11 protein-coding genes are annotated in these 19,287 nt (G+C 52.1%); 2 read left to right on the forward strand and 9 right to left on the reverse strand.

The features are described from left to right. Positions 1-54: 54 nt before the first annotated feature. Positions 55-1,236 (forward strand): glycosyltransferase, encoded by a 1,182-nt coding sequence (locus tag ACYJ11_RS15940; protein WP_461648508.1) that lies wholly within the window; start codon positions 55-57, stop codon positions 1,234-1,236. 69 nt (positions 1,237-1,305) lie between these two features. Further along, a complete protein-coding gene (locus ACYJ11_RS15945) occupies positions 1,306-2,607 on the forward strand; it encodes a hypothetical protein (protein ID WP_461648509.1) in 1,302 nt (433 codons plus the stop codon). Positions 2,608-2,652: 45 nt separating this feature from the next. Here the strand turns inward: ACYJ11_RS15945 and ACYJ11_RS15950 are convergent, their stop codons facing one another. From ACYJ11_RS15950 to ACYJ11_RS15990, 9 genes are all read right to left on the reverse strand, one after another. Next, the gene (locus ACYJ11_RS15950; RefSeq protein ID WP_005533401.1) at positions 2,653-3,912 is read right to left on the reverse strand and encodes a hypothetical protein; all 1,260 of its coding nucleotides are present in this window, start codon (positions 3,910-3,912) and stop codon (positions 2,653-2,655) included. Positions 3,913-3,924: 12 nt separating this feature from the next. Continuing rightward, complete coding sequence (locus tag ACYJ11_RS15955; RefSeq protein ID WP_461648510.1) at positions 3,925-6,099, reverse strand: carbohydrate-binding domain-containing protein; 2,175 nt, start codon at positions 6,097-6,099, stop codon at positions 3,925-3,927. 591 nt (positions 6,100-6,690) lie between these two features. Continuing rightward, entirely contained in the window at positions 6,691-7,191 is a 501-nt protein-coding gene (locus tag ACYJ11_RS15960; protein ID WP_461648511.1) for a hypothetical protein, read from the reverse strand. Positions 7,192-7,249: 58 nt separating this feature from the next. Continuing rightward, positions 7,250-8,755, reverse strand: coding sequence for a lipopolysaccharide biosynthesis protein (locus ACYJ11_RS15965; RefSeq protein WP_421642615.1), 1,506 nt, complete (start codon positions 8,753-8,755; stop codon positions 7,250-7,252). 237 nt (positions 8,756-8,992) lie between these two features. Continuing rightward, positions 8,993-10,129 (reverse strand): Gfo/Idh/MocA family protein, encoded by a 1,137-nt coding sequence (locus tag ACYJ11_RS15970; protein ID WP_461648512.1) that lies wholly within the window; start codon positions 10,127-10,129, stop codon positions 8,993-8,995. 821 nt (positions 10,130-10,950) lie between these two features. Beyond that, a complete protein-coding gene (locus tag ACYJ11_RS15975) occupies positions 10,951-11,727 on the reverse strand; it encodes a glycosyltransferase family 2 protein (protein ID WP_461648513.1) in 777 nt (258 codons plus the stop codon). A gap of 2,230 nt (positions 11,728-13,957) precedes the next feature. Beyond that, positions 13,958-14,500 (reverse strand): DUF7344 domain-containing protein, encoded by a 543-nt coding sequence (locus ACYJ11_RS15980; protein ID WP_421642610.1) that lies wholly within the window; start codon positions 14,498-14,500, stop codon positions 13,958-13,960. A gap of 883 nt (positions 14,501-15,383) precedes the next feature. Further along, on the reverse strand, positions 15,384-15,647 hold the full coding sequence (locus tag ACYJ11_RS15985; RefSeq protein WP_005533419.1) for a HalOD1 output domain-containing protein: 264 nt from the start codon (positions 15,645-15,647) through the stop codon (positions 15,384-15,386). A 70-nt stretch (positions 15,648-15,717) separates the two neighbouring features. Then, a complete protein-coding gene (locus ACYJ11_RS15990; RefSeq protein ID WP_461648514.1) occupies positions 15,718-18,876 on the reverse strand; it encodes a GAF domain-containing protein in 3,159 nt (1,052 codons plus the stop codon). Positions 18,877-19,287 lie beyond the last annotated feature (411 nt).

Here is a 19,287-nt window from a genome sequence, read left to right on the forward strand (position 1 = left end):
GGGGTCCACACTGCACCTCACATTTAGCACACAACCCAAGGGAGTGATTCAAGAATGACAGCGGAGCGTACGACTCTCTGGTACTTCATCGGTGCACTCGTCGTCGGTGGTGCCGAGCGCACACTTGTTGATCTAGCGAACGAAGTCAATGGAGAGGAATACGATGTCACTATCTGGACAATATTCTCTACGAACCCACTCGAATCAGAACTGTCGAATGAGGTCACTGTTCGGTCGCTGACCGACGCTGGTCGTGTTTCGAACGGGGCGATAGATGGAGTCGAAAGCCCGCTCGTCTATCTGCTTGCCCCGCTCAAGTTCTGTCTCGTTGCCCGCCGCGAACAACCCGATCTCATACAGTCGTTCCTTTTTTACGACAACGTAATTGCCCGAGTCGCCGGCGTGTTCTGTTCTACAACCATTATTACCGGCATTCGTGAGGTGCCTAACGAGGAACCGGTTGTACGCCACGTTATCGATCGGGTGACGATCTCACTCTCAGACGTGATCGTTTCGAACTCCACAGCGGGACGGGACTACGCCATTGAGCGCGGTGCAGCGGAAGAAAACGTGGCGGTGGTCTACAATGGCCGGAACATCGAGCAGTACCGAACGACAGACTCGGCGGAGCTGCGATCAGAGCTAGACATCCCGACGGACACCACTGTAGTTGGAACCGTTGGCCGTCTCGTTGAGCGGAAAGGTCACTTCGATCTGCTCGATGCATGGCCAACTATCGTCTCCGAGATCCCCGATGCACATCTCGTATTCGTCGGTGACGGTGCCGATCGGGAGCAGCTGACGGAACGAGTCAATTCACTTGGATGCGCCGATTCGGTTCATTTCCTCGGAACGCGGCAGGATGTTCCAGCACTTCTCGGTGCGATAGATATCTTCGTCTTTCCCTCTCACTACGAGGGGCTTCCGGGTGCAGTGATCGAAGCGATGGCCGCAGAACTTCCGATCGTCGCGACACCTGTGGACGGCACCAGTGATCTATTGGAGAATTACCGGACGGGATTGTTCGTCGATGTACAGGCACCCGACGAAATTGCGTGGGCGACTATCCGTCTCCATCAGCACCAGTCTCTCGCCGAAAAGCTTGGAACCGTTGCAGGGCAGCGGGCGGCAACTGAGTTTACGACCGAATCGATGGTTGATGGGTTCGAGCAGGTGTATCGGGAACTCGAAACTAGGTCCGAAGAGACCGCCTACGCACAGCCACTGATCGAGTAATGGCTCCCCGAAAGTTTATCGAGGGAGTAGCAACGGTATATTTTACTTGGTTTGTGTAAAGTGAACGATATGGCTAAAGAGACGCCAAATCACAGCTACCAGCGTCCGGATCGCGGCACGAAGGATTGGCATATTCCTTTGAACGAGAATTTCTCTCGAATCGATACGGAAGTTGAGATCAAAGATACTGCCGAAAACTTGGAGCAGTATCAACCAAAAGAGGGTGCCAAGTTTCTCGCAACAGATTCACGACGGACATATATCGGAAACGGAGAGGAGTGGCTTGAGTTCGGCAGCGTGGCAGGGCGCGCGCGCTCCGTCCCACTTGGTGAGAGCAGCGAGAGGGCCACAGTAATGAGTGACGGAACGTTCATTGCTCAACCGGGACAACTCCAGGAGGTTATAGACACCGCATCTACTGGGTCTGAGTTCGGTCAGGCACCCGCACAGACTGTCAAGATGGTCTCCGGTGAGACGTACGAAGTATCCGAGACGGTCCGTCTAAAGAGAGGTGTCAGACTGGAATGCAATGGGGCGAAAGTAGTCCCGACAGGTGACTTCAACGTCTTCGAACTCGCCCGTGATACAGTTCTAATTGACCCCTTTGTCGACACTCGTGGCAAAAGCTGGAGTTCGACACAGGTCGTCATCGGTCCCCAAAACGCACAGAAGCTAGATACGGCCAACCGTGCCTGGGTAAAAGACGCATACCTTCTTGGAGACGCAGGTAAGGGTATCGGAATACAGTTCCGTGGTGGTTCGAAACCCTGCTCGATGCAGGTCGCAAACGGAACCCTCGATGGGTTTGACCGAGCAGTAGACTTCTACGCTGCTGGTGAGAACCGCGATCCGCAAGGTGACTGGTCGAACGGGAACCAGTTCTGGGGGCGGATGCAGGACTTCCGGATCGGGATTAGTATGCGGTCGGACGGTGCGGAAGTAAGCGGGAATACCGTTCGTGTCCAGGCGCAGCCCGAACCGGAAGTAAGTGAATGGCTCTGGAAAATGGAGGACGACCCACGAGAGTCCCGAGATGATGACAAATTCGTCATGAAAGGCAATACCGTCATGGCCTATCCTTGGGACGTATCGTCATTCAAACAGAACAACTCATATTATTCAGAGAGCGATCGAGATGCGCCATTCTGGTTTCTCGGGCGTGGTCGCCGATATGGAAACTCACTTTTGGATATGAGCGGGGTACGTGGAAACCAATACGTGCTCAACAACTCAGATACACCAGACAGAAACGGCATCTTCACTGCACACGGTGGCTTCGTGGTCGGTACAACGGAGTTTGAGACAAAACCAGCGTACCAGCAAAACGATAGCCGAAATTGGCATCCGCAGTCGCGAAACGAGACGGAGTAGACAGCTACTTCGCAGGCTATAACCGCCTAAACAGTCCCAAGGCGGTTAGTTCTTCGAGTCCTCGTGCCACATCCGACTATCGCTGTTCCGCTGGTACGCAGGCGGGTGCGAGAACTGTCTGGTGCCGGTGACCTCTCCACCATGATAGGTGAAAATCCCATTTCGATCTGGGTAATCAGAATTGTTGACGATATACTGGTTCCCCAGCTTCCCGGATTGGTCAACGAGTGAATTACCGTAGTTTATGCCCTCGCCGATGTACCATATCGGCGGCTTCCGGTCGCCGCTCTCGGCAAAGGGATTGTTGTCCATGTAATTGTTGTTGTCCCACGGATACACCATCATGGTGTTCCCCGACTTCCGGTACATATTGTCGTCTCGATCGCTGTCGGACCGGGGATCGTCCTCCATGTACCAGAGCCACTCGCTCACGTCGTTGTCTGGTTGGACCATCAACTTGAAGACGTTTCCTGAGACTTCAGCGCCCTCAGAGCGTTGGTTGACGCCAACGCGGAAGGCTTCCAGTGAGCCGTAGAACTGGTTCCCGTTCGACCAGTCGCCCTGTCCGCTGTAATCGTCACCGCTGGCATAGAGATCGATCGCGATATCGAATCCGTGTATCGTTCCGCTAGCGACCTGCATCGAGCAGGGCTTCGAACCGCCCAGGAACTGGAGTCCGATGCCCTCCCCGGGCGTTCCCCAGAGATAGGCGTTTTCGACGGTTGCACGGTTCGCGAGTTCGATTTTGTCTGCGTCCGGTGCGCCGACGACGACCTGTGTCGAGTTCCAATTGACCGACCGGGTGTCAATGAACGGATCGATGAGCTGCGTCCCGCGGTACATCTCGATGACGTTAAAGTCGCCTTCTGGGATGATCCGAGCACCGTTACATTCGAGTCGGATGTTCCGCCTTAGTTTGATAGTATCCGACGGGAAGTAGTTCTCACCGGAGACGAGCTTTACAGTTCGGCTCGGGCCCTGTGCCCATGTGTGCGATTTGGACGCCTGATCGATCACGGACTGTACTTCGCCCGGCGGAGCGATGAGCGAACCGTCGTCGGCTTCAGAAACTGAATCGTCGGATGCACTGAGGCTTCCGACGCGGTTCCAGTTGCTGCCGTCGCCGATGTATACCGTGCCGGTATCGGTCGCTAAGAACTTCGACCCCGTCTTCGGTTCGTACTGGCCGATATTAGACTCGGCGTCCCGGAGCTCGACGTGGTTGTCGAGCTTTTCGAAGTTTTCGTTAAGTGGTACGTGCCAATCGAGCGTGCCCTCTGCGGGCGTGTTGTATCGTTCTGCCATTGATCTATTGCGTTATTGGGTACCCCCGTACCCACCCATTCCGTAGCCTTCGCTGCCGAAGTCGTCAGTACTTGATTCGGTTGCCGTCTCGGTTTCAGTTGCTGTCTCGGTTTCAGTTGCTGTCTCGGTTTCAGTTGCTGTCTCGGTTTCAGTTGCTGTCTCGGTTTCAGTTGCTGTCTCCGTCTCTGCTCCCTCACTGAATTCGAACCAGTTGAAGTCAATGCCGGAGCCAACTGCTTTCACCTGGATGATGTGGTTGCCACCATCCTGAACCGTTACGTCAGGCAGAGTCGCTGTCTGCCAGGTGGTCCAGCCACCGGTGTTCGGTACATCGACTGTCCCAAGCTGTTCACCGTCGAGGCTGAACTGCAGTTGCCTGTTATCGCGTGTCGTCGCAACGCGAACGTTGATGTCGTATGTTCCGGCCGGCACCTCGGCGGTGTATTCGAGCCACTCGCCGTCCTCGAAATACCCGACGTTATACTTTCCAGAGCTGTCCTGCGTTTCCCGGATATCGACGTCAGAATCCCGATAGCCGAGATCGTACTCATTACCAGCCGTGGTATCGTGATAGGACACGCCCTCGCCGCCTAAGTCGTACGCCTGTGATTGTATCCTCCCAGGAAGCGTCGGAACGTCGTCGAACGGCTGGTTCCCGGCGATCTCAAACTCTGCCCAGTTGAAATCGATACCGGACCCGACGGCTTCGACCCGAAACACCTGCTGCCCATCGGCATCGATGGTCACGCCCTCTAGCGTTGCAGTCTCCCAGGCCGTCCACCCACCCGTGTTGGGGACGTCAACAGTTCCGAGCTCCTGCTCACCCAGATGGAACCTGAGCTGTCTACCGTCTCGAGTTGTGGCAACACGGACCTTGAGGTCGTACTGTCCTGGTGAAACATCAGCCGAGTATTCGAGCCATTCGCCGTCCTCGAAGTAACCGATGTTATACTCGCCGGAGTCGTCCTGAGTCTCGCGGATGTCGACATCAGTGTCACGATAACTGGTGTCGTATTCGTTCCCAGCTGTCGTATCGGAGTATGATACCCCTTCGCCACCCGTGTCGAAGTTTTGTGCCTCGATGTGTCCGGGAATCGTGACTAGAGTCCCGTTGTACGGTTTCTGTGCGTCGACTTTATCGAACTCGACCCAGTTGAACTCCACACCGGAATCTAGTGCTTCGACGCGAAGCGTCGATTGCTGGTCGGACTCGATTTCGACATCCTCTACCGTGACTGTCTCCCACGAGGTCCAGTCGCCCGTGTTGGGGACAGTAACGGTTGTGAGGGTACGATCTCCAAGAGACAGTTCGAGTCGCCCGTCAGAAAGTGCCGACGCCACTCGGACTCTAATATCGTACGTCCCGGCTGAGACATCGGTTGTGTACTCAAGCCACTCTCCGGCCTGGAAGTAGCCAATATTGTATTTTCCCGACTCGTCTTCCGTTGTCCGGATATCAACATCAGTATCCCGGTTTGCGGAACCATAGATATTTCCGCTAGACGTGTCGTGATACGCCTCTCCTTCGCCACCGATGTCGAAGTTCTGCGCTTGGATACGGCCGGGGATTGATCTGACTGTCCCCTCGTACGGTGACTGTGACTGTGTCGTACTGTCTGTCGAGATGTTCAGTGAGTAATCGCCACCGGTTCGACTGACATCCATGACCTGCAGATAGTGTGTGCCACTAGCTGAGAGGGATTCGGGGAGAAACACCGGCGCATTTGAACTCGCGTACGCCTGAGACAGGAGCTCACCGTCGGGGTCGAATACACCGAGCGCGGTTGCGCCCGTCTCAGAACCAGGCATGAATTTGATCGTTACGTCTTCGCCATTGGGTTTGAACGCAAAGAGATCGGACGACCCTGACGATAGTGTCGTCGAGAGCTGGGAGTCGATGCCGAGACTGCTGACCGAATTCAGCATGTTCGTGTCTCCGGCCACCTTCGAAACATCGATCGCGGTGAGTTCCGTCGTAACTGCTGGCTCACCTCCGTACCCGAATTTTGCTGCCGATCCACCTGCAGTAGGAACACCTTTACCGGTGCAACCTGCGAGGGAAGCAGCGGCGACGCCTGCTAATTTCATGCACGTGCGGCGGTCTACGACGGTTGCTCCCGTCGTAGCCTTATCGTCTCTCGACGCCTCGTCACTGTCGTGCGAGCGATACCGTTCTTTGTTGGTCACATTCTGGTAATCCCTATTTACTATTTTATTCGTTGTTACCGGCTGAGTTTTGTTTACATGACTTGCTACCCATGCGCCGTTTCTTGCATACCAATTTTCGACAAAATCTTACGATTGAAAATGGCATCTGAGAAACCACTTGTCGTATAGTATAATCACATTACTGTATATTTGGAATATTAAGATGATACTACCAGCCGTCTAATTTGTGACCATCAGGTCCTTCTGTGGAAATTCAATAGGCATAGGGCCGAGTCTCGTTATAGAGGCGACGACGCCGTCTGCACAAGTCCTCTTGTGAATTCAAGACCATCAGGCCATTCGCAATGGGTTTGGAGCCTCTACCGATTCTGGTCGAGGAACTACGATTCCCAGCAAAGAATAAAAGATGGCTGTCACTCCCGAATTTAGCTGTGACCCGTTACACTCTGATCGTATATTCGGTCAGCAGTCGCACTATTGGACCATCTCGGTGGTGCTGATAGACCTTCGTACGTAAATTCTGCAGACTTCGATATCAGTTCTTGGAAAATGAGGCCCACGGCCTACGCAATACTATTGAATGAGTCTCAACCTTGGAGTGGTCGTTTCTCACTCCGCAGTCGGATCTTCCACTCCGACTCGACACCGACGTTGTAGAGACTCCCTTTCCTCTGCCTGACATGATAGTGAGGTGATGGTATCACTGTTCAGGAGAGATGTCTGAAACGAAATATGGTCGCCCACCGCAGTCCCGCTGTAGAGCGCTCTTGATGTTCGGTACTCCACTAATTCGGTCCGGCTGAAGACTTTGAGACTACCGGTGTGGTGATTTACTGTGACGTGGAAACGTATCGAATCGTACGTCTCCCGTAGCGAGGTTGCAATCTCAGGTGATATCTCTGCTGGTGACTGCCCAAGCTGCTCCTCGTGTTCGGATGAAACAGTTGTCCCGTCATCGTCAATGACGGCGATCTCAGTCGTCTCTCCCTCGGCGATGCCGACGAACCGCTTTTGAACTATCTCACCTTGATTGACGAGCAGCAGCTGATCTAACCACCGCCCGCCCTGTAAAAACGGGACGACGCCAGCAAGCACTGATCGTCGCTTCATTGCGCTCCACTCCTCTGTTCGCCGGGTCGATTGGTTTGGATTGTCTGTCTCATTTTGATCACGCCAACGCGTCGAATATTGATTCGAGGTTCTGCTTGACTTCCCAATTGAAACTAAACATGAGGGCCAGAGCCAGAGCCACATACACTCCGATACCCACGAGAATTAACAGGACAAACTCCAATACCGGCGCATTAAGAGCCACTGTCTGATGGACGTAAGTCACTGCGGCTGCCATTCCAAGACTTGCCGCCAGTGGATACGAGACCTCTCTGAGGACCCGGACTGGAGACGCTCCGACGGTCCGGGCAATAAGATAGGTGTCTATCGGCATCATCGGGAAGATGTAGATGCCCGTAATGAGGGCTGCGGTACCCTCGATTCCATACATCATCGTGGCTGGGTAGATGAATATCGCAATGAGGGCTACACGCACAGCAGAGAGTTTAGCTATATAGTCGGGTCGTCCGACTGCTTTCCAGACCGGTCCCATTGTCGCACCCATCGAACGCAATAGGCCGTAGATAGCTAGCAACTGCATTACTGGTATCATCGGCTGCCATTCGGGGGTAAAAAACGCCTCGACAAACGCGGGTGCGACTACTGCGATACCCATTGCTGCTGGGAACGAGGCTAATGTGGTCATCCTGAGCGTCTGGAAGTATCCGGACCGTAGTTTCTCGACATCGTTCTGCACTTTTGAATACGCCGAAAAGGTCACACTCGAGATCGTCTGCGTGATTTCGGTCGCCGGTGCGTTCGAGAGCCGGTAGGCGAGCTGGTAAAACCCCAATGCACTTGCCATGAGCGCCCAGCCGACAAACGCATCGTCCCCCCGACTGTATAGGAAATATAGGATCGAGTTGGCCGTGACCCACTTCCCGAAACTGTACCGTTTCTTCGCAACGTCGAGATCAAACGACGGCCATGGTCGGTATCCGTCTGCGATATACGAGACAAGGAATCGGGCTGCGTCGCCGGCGATGTATCCGATTGCCAGTGCATAGACAGTGGGCTCATACAGAGCTATGCCTACAGTGACGACGAAGTACGCCACCGCGCCGCTGACTCTGTAGACGAACTCTTTGTGGAAGTCTAGGCTCTTCTGGAAATAGACGACAGCAGGGTTTCGTAACCCAACAATAAACGGCGAGAGGGCAATGACCCGAAACAGATCGGTCGCCGCAGGTTCGTTGAACAACGATGCGATAAACGGGGCCCCAAGGAACAGTATCAAAGCGATTACTGTCCCCCTGGCAGTCTCGATTGTCCAGGCCGTGTTGAGCTCGCTGTCGACGTTGTCCTCCTCGGCCTGTATCAAAGCGGACTTGATGCCCAACTCGGAGAACTTCTTGAGTGACGAGAGCGTTAACAGCGCGATCCCCATCAGCCCGAACGCACGTGGAGACAACAGTGAAGCAACGATGACTAGCAATAGCAGCTCTAACCCCCGTTCAGTGACGTTCATTACGCCGACCCAAACGCCACTCTTCACAGCCTGCTCCATAACATCATCACTGGCCGGGAGCAGTCGTTTTATCAATCGTTTCAGTTTATCTAGCATCGTTGCTCGAACTCCCCGTCACGTGTGTAACGAGCCACGACATCAGGCCGATTGACGGACGCCAGTTCGTTCTTCCGACTCAATACTCTGTATTGCTGTGCCTGCATAGACTCTCCGTTGCTACATACTTCGGATACCATCTGTTTGTTATTGGCGAGGTAACTGTGACGCAGCCGACCTATCAGGCTGTATCCCGACAGACCGTCTCAGTGTGCAACTGTTTGAGTACACTGGGATTTACTGATTGTCAGCAGCGAGTACTTGTCCGCTTTCGACCATCGACTCCAATGGGTTGTCGTTAATCTCCAGTGGGAAATCGACTCGGCCGCACCGCCGAGCGGACTCCCAGCACCCGAATATAAGCTCCGTTGCCTGCAGTGCGTTGTCAGCTGAAAGTTCAGGTTCGCGGCCTGTGGCAAGTGCGTCGACAGTGTCCGCTATTGCACGGTCAATATAACCTTCGGGTCTCGCGTTTTCTACAGTGGCTCCCGGTATTCGAGCGCTTATCTTCTGTTTTGCAGCGTCGAATATTGTTTCGTTGGGACCATGTACGTCCTCTCCGCCAGTGTCGACCGTTGTCCAGTTTTTCCCAGTCCGCACCCGTAGCGGAACCTCGCCACCGATTTCCATCATTCCGTTTGAGCCCAGCAGTCGCATATGGCAGTCGACAATGCCACCGTCCCCTGTCGATGCAAGTCCGTTGACACCGTTCGTATACCGCCATTGTGCGATGGCTTGATTCTCGTTGTGGGCCCCAAACTGTACGTTTTCTTCGCTGTATTCGATCCCAGCCATCACCCATTTCGACATCGTCTGGTCAGTGAAGTACCCGCAGAGATCAAATAGATGTGATCCGTAATCAAACAGATTTTTTCCGCCGAGCTCGATTCGCTCTAACGAGCCTATTTTTCCGTTTTCAAGCAGCGACTTGGCTTTCCGGAACGGCTTTCCGAACCGTCGTTGGTGGTTGAACGTAAGTTGGATTCCGGCCCGCTTACAGGCCGATGCCATTTTTTGACAGTCCTCCCATCTCGTTGCCATCGGCTTTTCACAGTGGATTGCGTCCATTACCCCACTCTCAGCACACGTCATCACGACAGGTGCGTGGATATGGGGCGGCACGCAAACACTGACAATGTCGGGCTCGACAGCAGTGAGCATCTTCTCAGTGTCTGTATAAACGTTACCGTCCGGGAGGTCCCATCGTTCACCGAAGTTCTTCGCGTTCTCCGGGACGACGTCGGCACAGGCGACAAGTTCGCACGAATCTAACCGTCTATACGCGCCTGCGTGTCTGTATGCCATGGCGAACCCGTCGGTATCCGGGTCGTCCGGATCTGCACCAGTCCCAATAACTGCGACAGTGTAAGTCATCGGTGGAAGGTGGGATAGTAGCCTCAATAGTAGTAACCTCGTACTGGTTCACTCAGACAGTCTACAACGGCTGGCTGCTCTGCCAATGCTACTGTGACAATATATCCGAAACTCTGGTCATCTTCTATCAGAGAGGGTGTACGCAGCCATCTCGTATAGTCCTAGAACACGCACAGTGTATTATATAACTCTTAAGTGATCTTGGTGGATCCAATCAAGACACCCATACCAGCAGCTAAGCATCTGTTCACCCGTGAACTGACCACGATCGCTTCTTGACCGAATATATGAAGCCAGCTAAACCAAGCGGCGTTTAATTCCGGGATGCCCCTATTTGCATCGTAGTTGGGCCCCCGTCCAAACTATATGAAAATCAACGACAGGCTAATGCTACAGCATGCTTGCCGGTATGGCCTGTTTACTAAAACGGCCCCCGTCGTTGGATTCTTGATACTGATGGATCAAGTTCGTCGTCGACAAAGCGTAGCTACGGTCGCGAGGAGGACTATCTCACTGTACTGATGCCTTCAAATGAAAAGACTAGGACTGTGGAGTCGGAGCAGGCGACCAGGCGGACCATTCTAGCCCTCGTTGCGACTGGATTCTCGTTCGGAATTGCAGTGCTTTTGAAGCGGGAGATATTGTATCGTGGATACGGCGAGGATGGTTATGGTGAACAGGGATTCGGTGAGTAACTAGTACGAATCTTTCATAACTCTCTCTAAGGAAAGAGTTGGCCCAGAAGCTGCTAGTTTGTCTAAATTCAGAACAGCGAAGAGACCCAGAGACACTTAGTCTGACGATTCCGCGGATTCGGAGTGTCAATCAATATTCGGTACTTCGCCTCTGTCCTCTTCGTAGTGGGCGTGGTTGAGGAATCCTCGAAGACGACCAGCCGTCTTTGCAACAGTACTCCCCGCTTCTATAACGGTAGCCACTGGCGTTATTCTGACGTAATTCAGCGGGTCAAATGCCTCACAGCCAATATTCTTGAGTTGCTCTGCTTTCGAGACGTTACATTTTGACCAGTAGTACGGACTCTTTGTTTCGAGCTTATACTGTTTCTTCCAGTATTCCGTAATAGACGACGCGTACGGATGGTCAACGATGAGCTCAGGATCGTACCGAATATCAAACTCGGCTCTGATTCGCCTGGCAAGTTCCTTTTCCTCGTGACCCCACCCCATCTGTTCGTCCCATCCACCGACTGTCTTGAATACGTCCCTGTGAACGCCCATGTTACACCCCCAGAAGTGTTTGACGTAGCAAGGATTGTCCCCCCAGTCGTAATGGGCGGTGAAATGGCGAGCAAACACATCATCGACCGGGTGGATAGTTCGACCGGCGAATGCCGCCTCCGTTTCGAGGAGCTCATCGGCTTTTTGAAGATATCCTGAGCGAGGTCGGGAATCATCATCGAGAAATACTATCTTGTCAGCTGAGGCTTGTCTGATCCCTTCATTTCGTGCTCTAGTCACAGGGCTCTCATCACATACGATAACCTCAAATTCGTCGAACGCGTGCCCTTTGAGGCACTGTATTGCTTCAATCTCATCTCGTGGCTTCAATGTCGCGATAACAACGCTGACCGATACCATGTAATCTTTCTACGAAGTAGAACTCTCTTTCAAGACATTAGTATAGACATCCTGTCATTAGTAGGTAACGCCTTCACCTGGCTTACCTTGGCATGGTTGCAATGACAGCCTGTACCCACGATACAACTCCATAGATGAACACCACAAACCCGCCCATGGAAACCCAGCGTAGTCGCTTGTGATTTTTTGGGCGGACACCATCTGGATTGCTGATTTCGACCGCAAATAGAAAGCCTGCGTAGCTGAGCAGGTAATACAATAACGGGTTCCAACGGCCAATAAATATCATCCCTCCCAACGTCGCCGATAGCCAAATAATAAACACTCCCACGAACTGTCGAACCCATCCAGCGCACATAGCCAATCAATACATGGCCTTCCCGGTTTGTTATGCTACTACTAGCGCGTATATTGGGAGTGGTTTAGATCTGCTTACAGCGGCAGCCACCGTGCAGTAATATCGGGTGCACAATCCCACGACGGGAACATGTGCAAGAGCAAGCTAGCGGGTTTATCAACGAGATGCGGAAACAAGGAACCAATAAAAAGTCCGTACTCTCTACTGCTGTCGGAGGTTGATATCGGCTTGTTCATCCTACTATTGAGTACGTCACATAGTAACTGACTGTTCAGCTATCGGCGTAGATCTCGAAGTGAATCCGAGTGAATAACAATGAACTCTTCTTCACCGAGTTGTGACTCATGTTCCGGTAAAAATATCAACTGTGAATCAGTCGAAGATTTGACAACGGTCAGTTCTTCCATCTCGTAGCCTAGGTCCGATTCCCAGTCTGGATCTGTCGGTACGTCTTCCCACTCCTCTGAGGACATCATTCAGCCGGCACTCCATTCAAACATCCCGATCTTGACAAACTCAACCGCTTGTGTGTAAACCGCGCGTTCTGACCCTGGCCCCATAGCCATAATCTCACATTAATACAATCTTTAAACTCCCTCTCTACCGCGCTTACGTCGAGCATATCTCGGAAAGGTGTAATTACTATATTAAAGATTGCGCCCTTATACACAGCATCTACACATCATTTACAATCCATTTACTTACCAACCTATCCTACAGTCTCCAACCGCAACAGTACCGTGAAAGCAGACTAATCTCCAGTAGTAGGATAAAATTACCCGACACTCGATAGAACTACTCTAGGCGATGTCACTGCTTTGTGGTGTAATGCGAGGAGCAAATGAATTGGGTACAGCCATAGGATTTACTATCGAATCAAGTTCATTCGGAGATTTCTGAGTGTCTCCGTACCAATATCCCTCCAGTATCTAAAACATATATTACATATGTTACTCTCTTATGGCCGCTACGCTCGAACCGCTAAACCGAAAATGTCCCTTCCAAATAGCACCACTACGAACTTTAATTCTGAATTCAACTCTTGAGTAAAAGACTCAGCTACAGCTGTTCCCACGCAACTTTGGGGCAGTAAGCACCGCTATGTCGGAATAACACGACTATAACAATACACCCTTGAAGATAAGATACTGGTGGAGAGGGCAGTTACCCGACACCCACAACACCGGCCCAATCCTTACCACCCCCCTCAGGGACGCTCGTGCCCTGTATAGTCGCTGTCGACTCGGATCGCTCTCTCCACTTTGACAGTGAGCCGGAACGGCTTCGGTCACACCGTCCTTCCCGGCTCACTCCGATCTTGATTTTTTAGCTATGGCGTGGATCTAATCTTTTGCAAGGATTCGACGATTCTCCTGACTACTTGTGGATACACTGCCAGACGGCCTCAAATTAAAATTAGGTCCTCAGAAAGTCATTGATGTCCAGCAGACACAACACAACTGCATACCAGAATTCGCGGCCGAAAACGAACGTTATGATTGCATTCAGAACCCCGGATAAACACTTCTATAGCCGATATCTGGGTGAGTACTTCCGATAGTCGCAGCATCCGGAGGGTTTTACAATAAAATTCCGAAAGCTCAACACTGGGATACCTCGGATATCGACAACTGACAAGCGTCTAGAAGAAGCCGACTACCTCAAATATGAACTCAATTACTAAACTGTAACAGTTACACGTAGCGGTGTATGCCGGAACATATCTCCGACAGCGAAATGGAACGGATTTCGGAATTCGCGAGCACTCCGATGTACAAACGGTCGCCCGATCAATTACTGCCGGACGGTGCTGCCGACGACGAAGAATAACATATACTCCTGGGGGTATTTTCAGTCAGTTCAGCGTCCAACTCACGGCTCGCCGATATCAAACGTCTTGTCATTTTTCCCTCGCCGTCCGGTGACCGCGTGAGCAATAGAAAGCACGAGAAATGAACTAATGACGACTAGCCCGATAACTAACGGACTGATCGCATTGAGCGGCGGCAGACCGGCAATTGCTGCTAGGAGTAAAATGGCGTTCAACAGGGCTACGGCCCCATAGTACTGATACCATTTAGAGTCACCATCACTATTGCTGATGAATGGTTCAACCTCTGGAGCATCCTCTCGAAGAGCTATCTCACCCGTATCAGCGTCGTACGTTATTAGCCCTGCCTCTTGAAGCTTCGGAGCATGGGTCTGATACAGTGAGACGTACACCCGCTTTCGCGCCTGTGAGGAGAGCTCTTCGACGGTGGTGTCGTTCTCCCACGCAGCCAACTCCTCAGCTAAGTCGGTTAGCTGGACTGGCTCTTTTTGCTGGCGTAGATAGTAAAGCGTATATCGACGCCTCGAACTGCTGAGGATATCGAACATCTGGTCGCGTGAGAGCTCTGGTTCTTCCTCTACCATCGGTTCGCTCATGACCTTGATTGCTGCATTGGTTTGTGTTCAGGCCGCGAGAGCCACATATATACACGAACCCCGGGGTACCGTTTTGTTACACCCCCGTTACCTTCTGATTCCTGAGTAAGAAATAGCTACTTGTCTCGCATACCGTATTCCCGTTCTTCGTTGACTGACCACAGTCTGTATATAATCCTTCAGTTTATGACAGCCGGAATTATTTGGTGTACTATATGACTCAATCACAACGACCTGCAATAAATAAAAACAAACCTGCATGTGAAAGCGCAGTACAGTGTGTTATTGTTCGGATCGGTACAGCCCTCTATTTCATTACTGCGAAATTCCGAACCTTTTCGTATTGTTATTGATACATATATTAGTACTACGCTATCGAATTCCAACGAGAATAGACAGAAACTGCATAGCATCCTATTAATAATACATCGTGATTCTGCGGTACTGCCTCTGCTCTTTGGTTCACGAGGTTGCTGACAGTCGATCTAGTGATGATTCCCTAGAACCACATCTGCAGTTGTGATCGCAATCAATAGGTAATCTGAACTAATCGGTGTGAGATTCGATCCTTATTCTGATCCCGCTGACGGTGCACGACTGATAGAATTCTACCGGACTAATGATAGATGGACAAAAGAACCCTCCTCGGCTGTTATTCACGTTGAATTATTTGGATTATTTGAGCCGTAGCAGAAAATATCGTCAACTAGCCAGGTCGAGATCCTGACTGTTCGATGATTGCCCTACAAATTCGCTCATCCGAATTTACGGCTTCAGTATTGCTCTCCCGCATCCTCTCCGCAGCATGCTCTCTTACCAGAGGCTTCTCGTTATCTGCCTACTTAAGAACTAGTAGGAAGGTTATAGCCGGTTACGTTGGCGTGATCTCGATGGTCTCGCTGTCTCGAATCCGAACGGTGTACCCACTGTACGTGAAACTAATCTGAATATCGTCGTTGGTCTGCCCTGCGACAAGTGTATCAAGGGCATCCGGGTCGATTTGGTTGTACAACGGTGGGAGACTGGTTTCTGTTACGGATTCTTTAGCTGCTATAGCGGTCACAATCGCTTCACTCGGTGATTCGTACTGGTTTGCCCAAAAGACAGTTTCTGTCTCGTTCCACTCCAGACTCATTGTTTCTTATATGAACACACTCCCGTATCAGCATATACTCTATCAGACTAGCAAACTCAGATGACAGGCGCTATCTATCTAGATGCTGGGTCGTTCCCCCTTCGCTAAACAACTGTTCTAGGAGCTTCCGGATAGCTACCCGAAGGTGGTGGCTAAACGTCGGCTGTGAAATATCGAGCGTATCGGCGATCTCTTGACCGGTCTTGTCACGGGGTGATTGGTAGAATCCGCTATAAAAGGCTGCAAGCAGGACCTCGAATTGGCGGGGGGTTAGCTGTGCTGTCAATTCTGAGTGGAATGACTCACGAGTTTGAACACCACGTTCCCGCTTGTGGCGGCCTACCAGCTCGATGTCCGGACATGAACGCCGTAATTCAGCTATGAGTTGGCGAATGTCGACCGTCTGTGGGACCTCGAGCTGAATCTCCAGAGTCTCACCGTCAGATCGGATTAATTGCGGGGCTCCTCCTTGTTCGGCGACTGTCAGTGCGAGTTGTGTACCCGATACTGTTGCTTCGAACAGGCTCGTGTCTTCTGTGTCAGTTAAACACTCTAATCGCTCGATCCGAGGGAGGGTGTCCAAACATGCTTGTAGGTCATCTGGTGGAGCGTCAGTGCTGAAAAACACGATGCAACTGGTGTCCCCCTGTGGGACGATACCCTCAAATGTGACTTCTGTATCGACAACGCCCGCGATCCGATGAATGATATCGTCGGATTCCGTTGCTTCTAGCTGGAGTTCGACAGCCCGATCCGCCACGAGCCCTTGCTTCGTCTCAATGCTGTTAATGGCGTATCCGACGGTCTCACTCACCTCTTCGAGCACTGACTGTGTCGGCAAATCGAAAACGTCCGGCGTTTTCGCGTACACGGTCAGGATGCCGTAGGAGAGTTGCTGATAGCTGAGTGGGATGCTGACGACTGACTGGAACCCCCGTTCCAGCAGCCGCCGTTGCCACCCTTTCCCCCTGAGCCCGTCCGCGATGTTGTTGTTCAGCGTCTGTTCGTTAGTCCGGGCTGTCTGGACTGCTGGTGGAGCCGGCGTCTCATTGGAGGGTGTGCGGGATTCCTCCAGAAAGCCACGGTCGGTTCCTGCCCACGTCCGTGGCGTGACTCGGTCGGTATCGGATTCGTATTCCCCGATCCACGCAAACGAACAGATGTCGGACGCGACCAACTGGTCACACACTGCTTGCTCTATTTCTGAGCGACTATCTGCCCTGAGCACTCGCTCGTGAATTTTCTGACTCAGCTCTGTCAACTGGTTCATCTGCTCAAGCTGAACCGTCTGTTGCTCCAAGTCGCGCTGTCTGTCTTCAAGTTCTGTCTCGTAGGTCAGCCTATCGAACGCCGTTCGAATCGTCGCCCCGAGTAGTTCGGTAATTCGACGGGTCTGAGTGTCGAACTCGCCGCCGACCGCGTCGCCCGCCCGAAGCACTCCATGGTCGCCCAGTGGGACAAACACGGCCTTTCCATCAGTCATCGCGTCCTCGTCCGAGGCCGAGTTTCCGTCGCAAACGATAGTTTCCTCGGTGAAAAAGGCCGAACTTACGAAGCTATCACTGTCTGCTGGGATAGCTTGTTGCTCCTCGGTCTCTGTGGCCGAAAGTGGGCGAAAGGTGTTCGTATCGCTATCGAACGCGTACAGCACGACCTCAGGGAGACCGATGATATCCCGGGTCCGCGAGACGACAATTTGAGCGGCTTCCTCCTCTGAAGTCACACCCAAGAGATCTGTCGCCGTTTCGTACAACTGTGTAAAACCCATCTCAGCCCGCTGTGTCTGTAGTTCGTTTCCGATCCACTTGCTCAGAAGGTCGACGAGTGTCACGTCCCAGTCTGAGAACTTTGACCCGCCCGCCCCGGACCCATAGAAACAGAGCGTCCCGTATATGCTACCACCCACAGTGAGTGGCGTTCCGAGATACCGATTGACTTCGTCATCCCATATATGCTCTCGGTCAGATTCGCCGCATTCGGCATCGACGTCTGTCATCACGACCGTTTCCTCGTTCGCGATAGCTTTCGCACAGGGGGTTTCCGACAACGGAATCGTTCCGCCTGAAAAAATCGTTTCGTCAGGTGTCTGGAGCACTTCGAAATCGTATTCCATCCCGTTGACGTGAGAGAGTGTCGCGTACTCGGTTCCGAGCACGCTGCGACCGACTTGCATGAGATCCGCTATCTGTTCCTGTAGTGCCCCGTCCCGCGCTGTGAACACTTCGGTAATTGTTCGCAGGACTTCCTCCCGCATTTCGAGTTCGGCACGCGTTTCGGTTGAATAGAGACCATCGGCGACAATCTCCGCAAGCTCTGTCAGCACTGTCTGCTCCGCCTCGTCAAACGCGAAAGGCGTGTCCGCGTATATCGAAACCACACTCTGTACTGATCCCGTGTACTGAATCGGGAGAACAATCATCGACTGGAATCCGTACTCCGATGCGAGTTCGTGCCAGGGCTGGACAGACGATTCAGTCCGGATATCTGACGCTACCTGATGATCGCCGGTTTCGATCGCATGGCCAAACGGTCCGTCATCGAAAACTGAGCGGCCATAGCGGGAGAGCATCGCTTCGACGTATTCGAGTGCGTCGCCACCGCCCGCGGTGGGGACGATATCACCCGCCTCGTTTTTTTCCCCGATCCAGGCGAACTGGTAGGCATCCGAACTGGTCAGAATTTCACAGACAGCCTCCTTGATCTCCTCGGCTGTTGACGCCTTCAACACTTGGCGATTTATCTCTCTGAATAGTGAATTAATCCGCGAGAGTCGCGCTGTTTCTCGGCGGAATCGGTGTGATTCCACCGCGTTCTCTATCCTGTTTGTGAGCACCGCGTACTGCTCTGGCCCGCCGCCCTTGACGAAGTAATCGGTGACGCCGGCTGAAACCGCTTCGCTGGCGAGTTTCTCACTTCCTTGTCCTGTCAACAAGATAAATGGGAGATCACCGTTAGACTGTCGCACCGTTTCTACGAATTCAATCCCGTTAGCTTCGGGCATCTCGTAGTCACTGACGATACAGTCGATCGACTCGGAATCGAAGTAGCTGAGCGCATCCTCGACGCTTGCGGCCTCGATGACCTCGATACGGTTGTTCTCGTGTTCCAACAGTTCCGCCGTCGTCTGTCGAAACTCTCCGTAGTCATCGACTAACAGAACCTTGATTTTCGAGGCTGCTGTGCCACTATCCGTTGGTGCCGGTCCAGTTTCACCGGCCAACTTCCGCATACTACACTACTTACGCGACAGTCCGTATAAACGTTTGACTTGGTTACAATGCTGCCATGGTTCTACGTCCGTTAGCGGTAACCGTCTCTCGCGAGGAATTCGATCTGCCCCAAGTTAGTAGGTAGCTCATATTTTACAATATGTATGGATACTGTGTCCTTCGCACTAGTGATTTTACTCTTATTTCTATAGAAAGTTATATGTATGGGATGTTTGTATATCTTAAAATATTATTTTGCACTTATATTATCTCGAAGACACATTTGTGCTGAAATGCACATTATAGAGGGATTGGCTGAAAACCGGATTTAGTTCTACGTATGATTATAGTATAATAGTGCTTTTGAAATGTCAAATTTAGATAACGCTTCATTAACCAACATAAATATGATAGTATAATAATTTTACAAA

The organism is Haloarcula sp. H-GB5 (assembly GCF_054850705.1).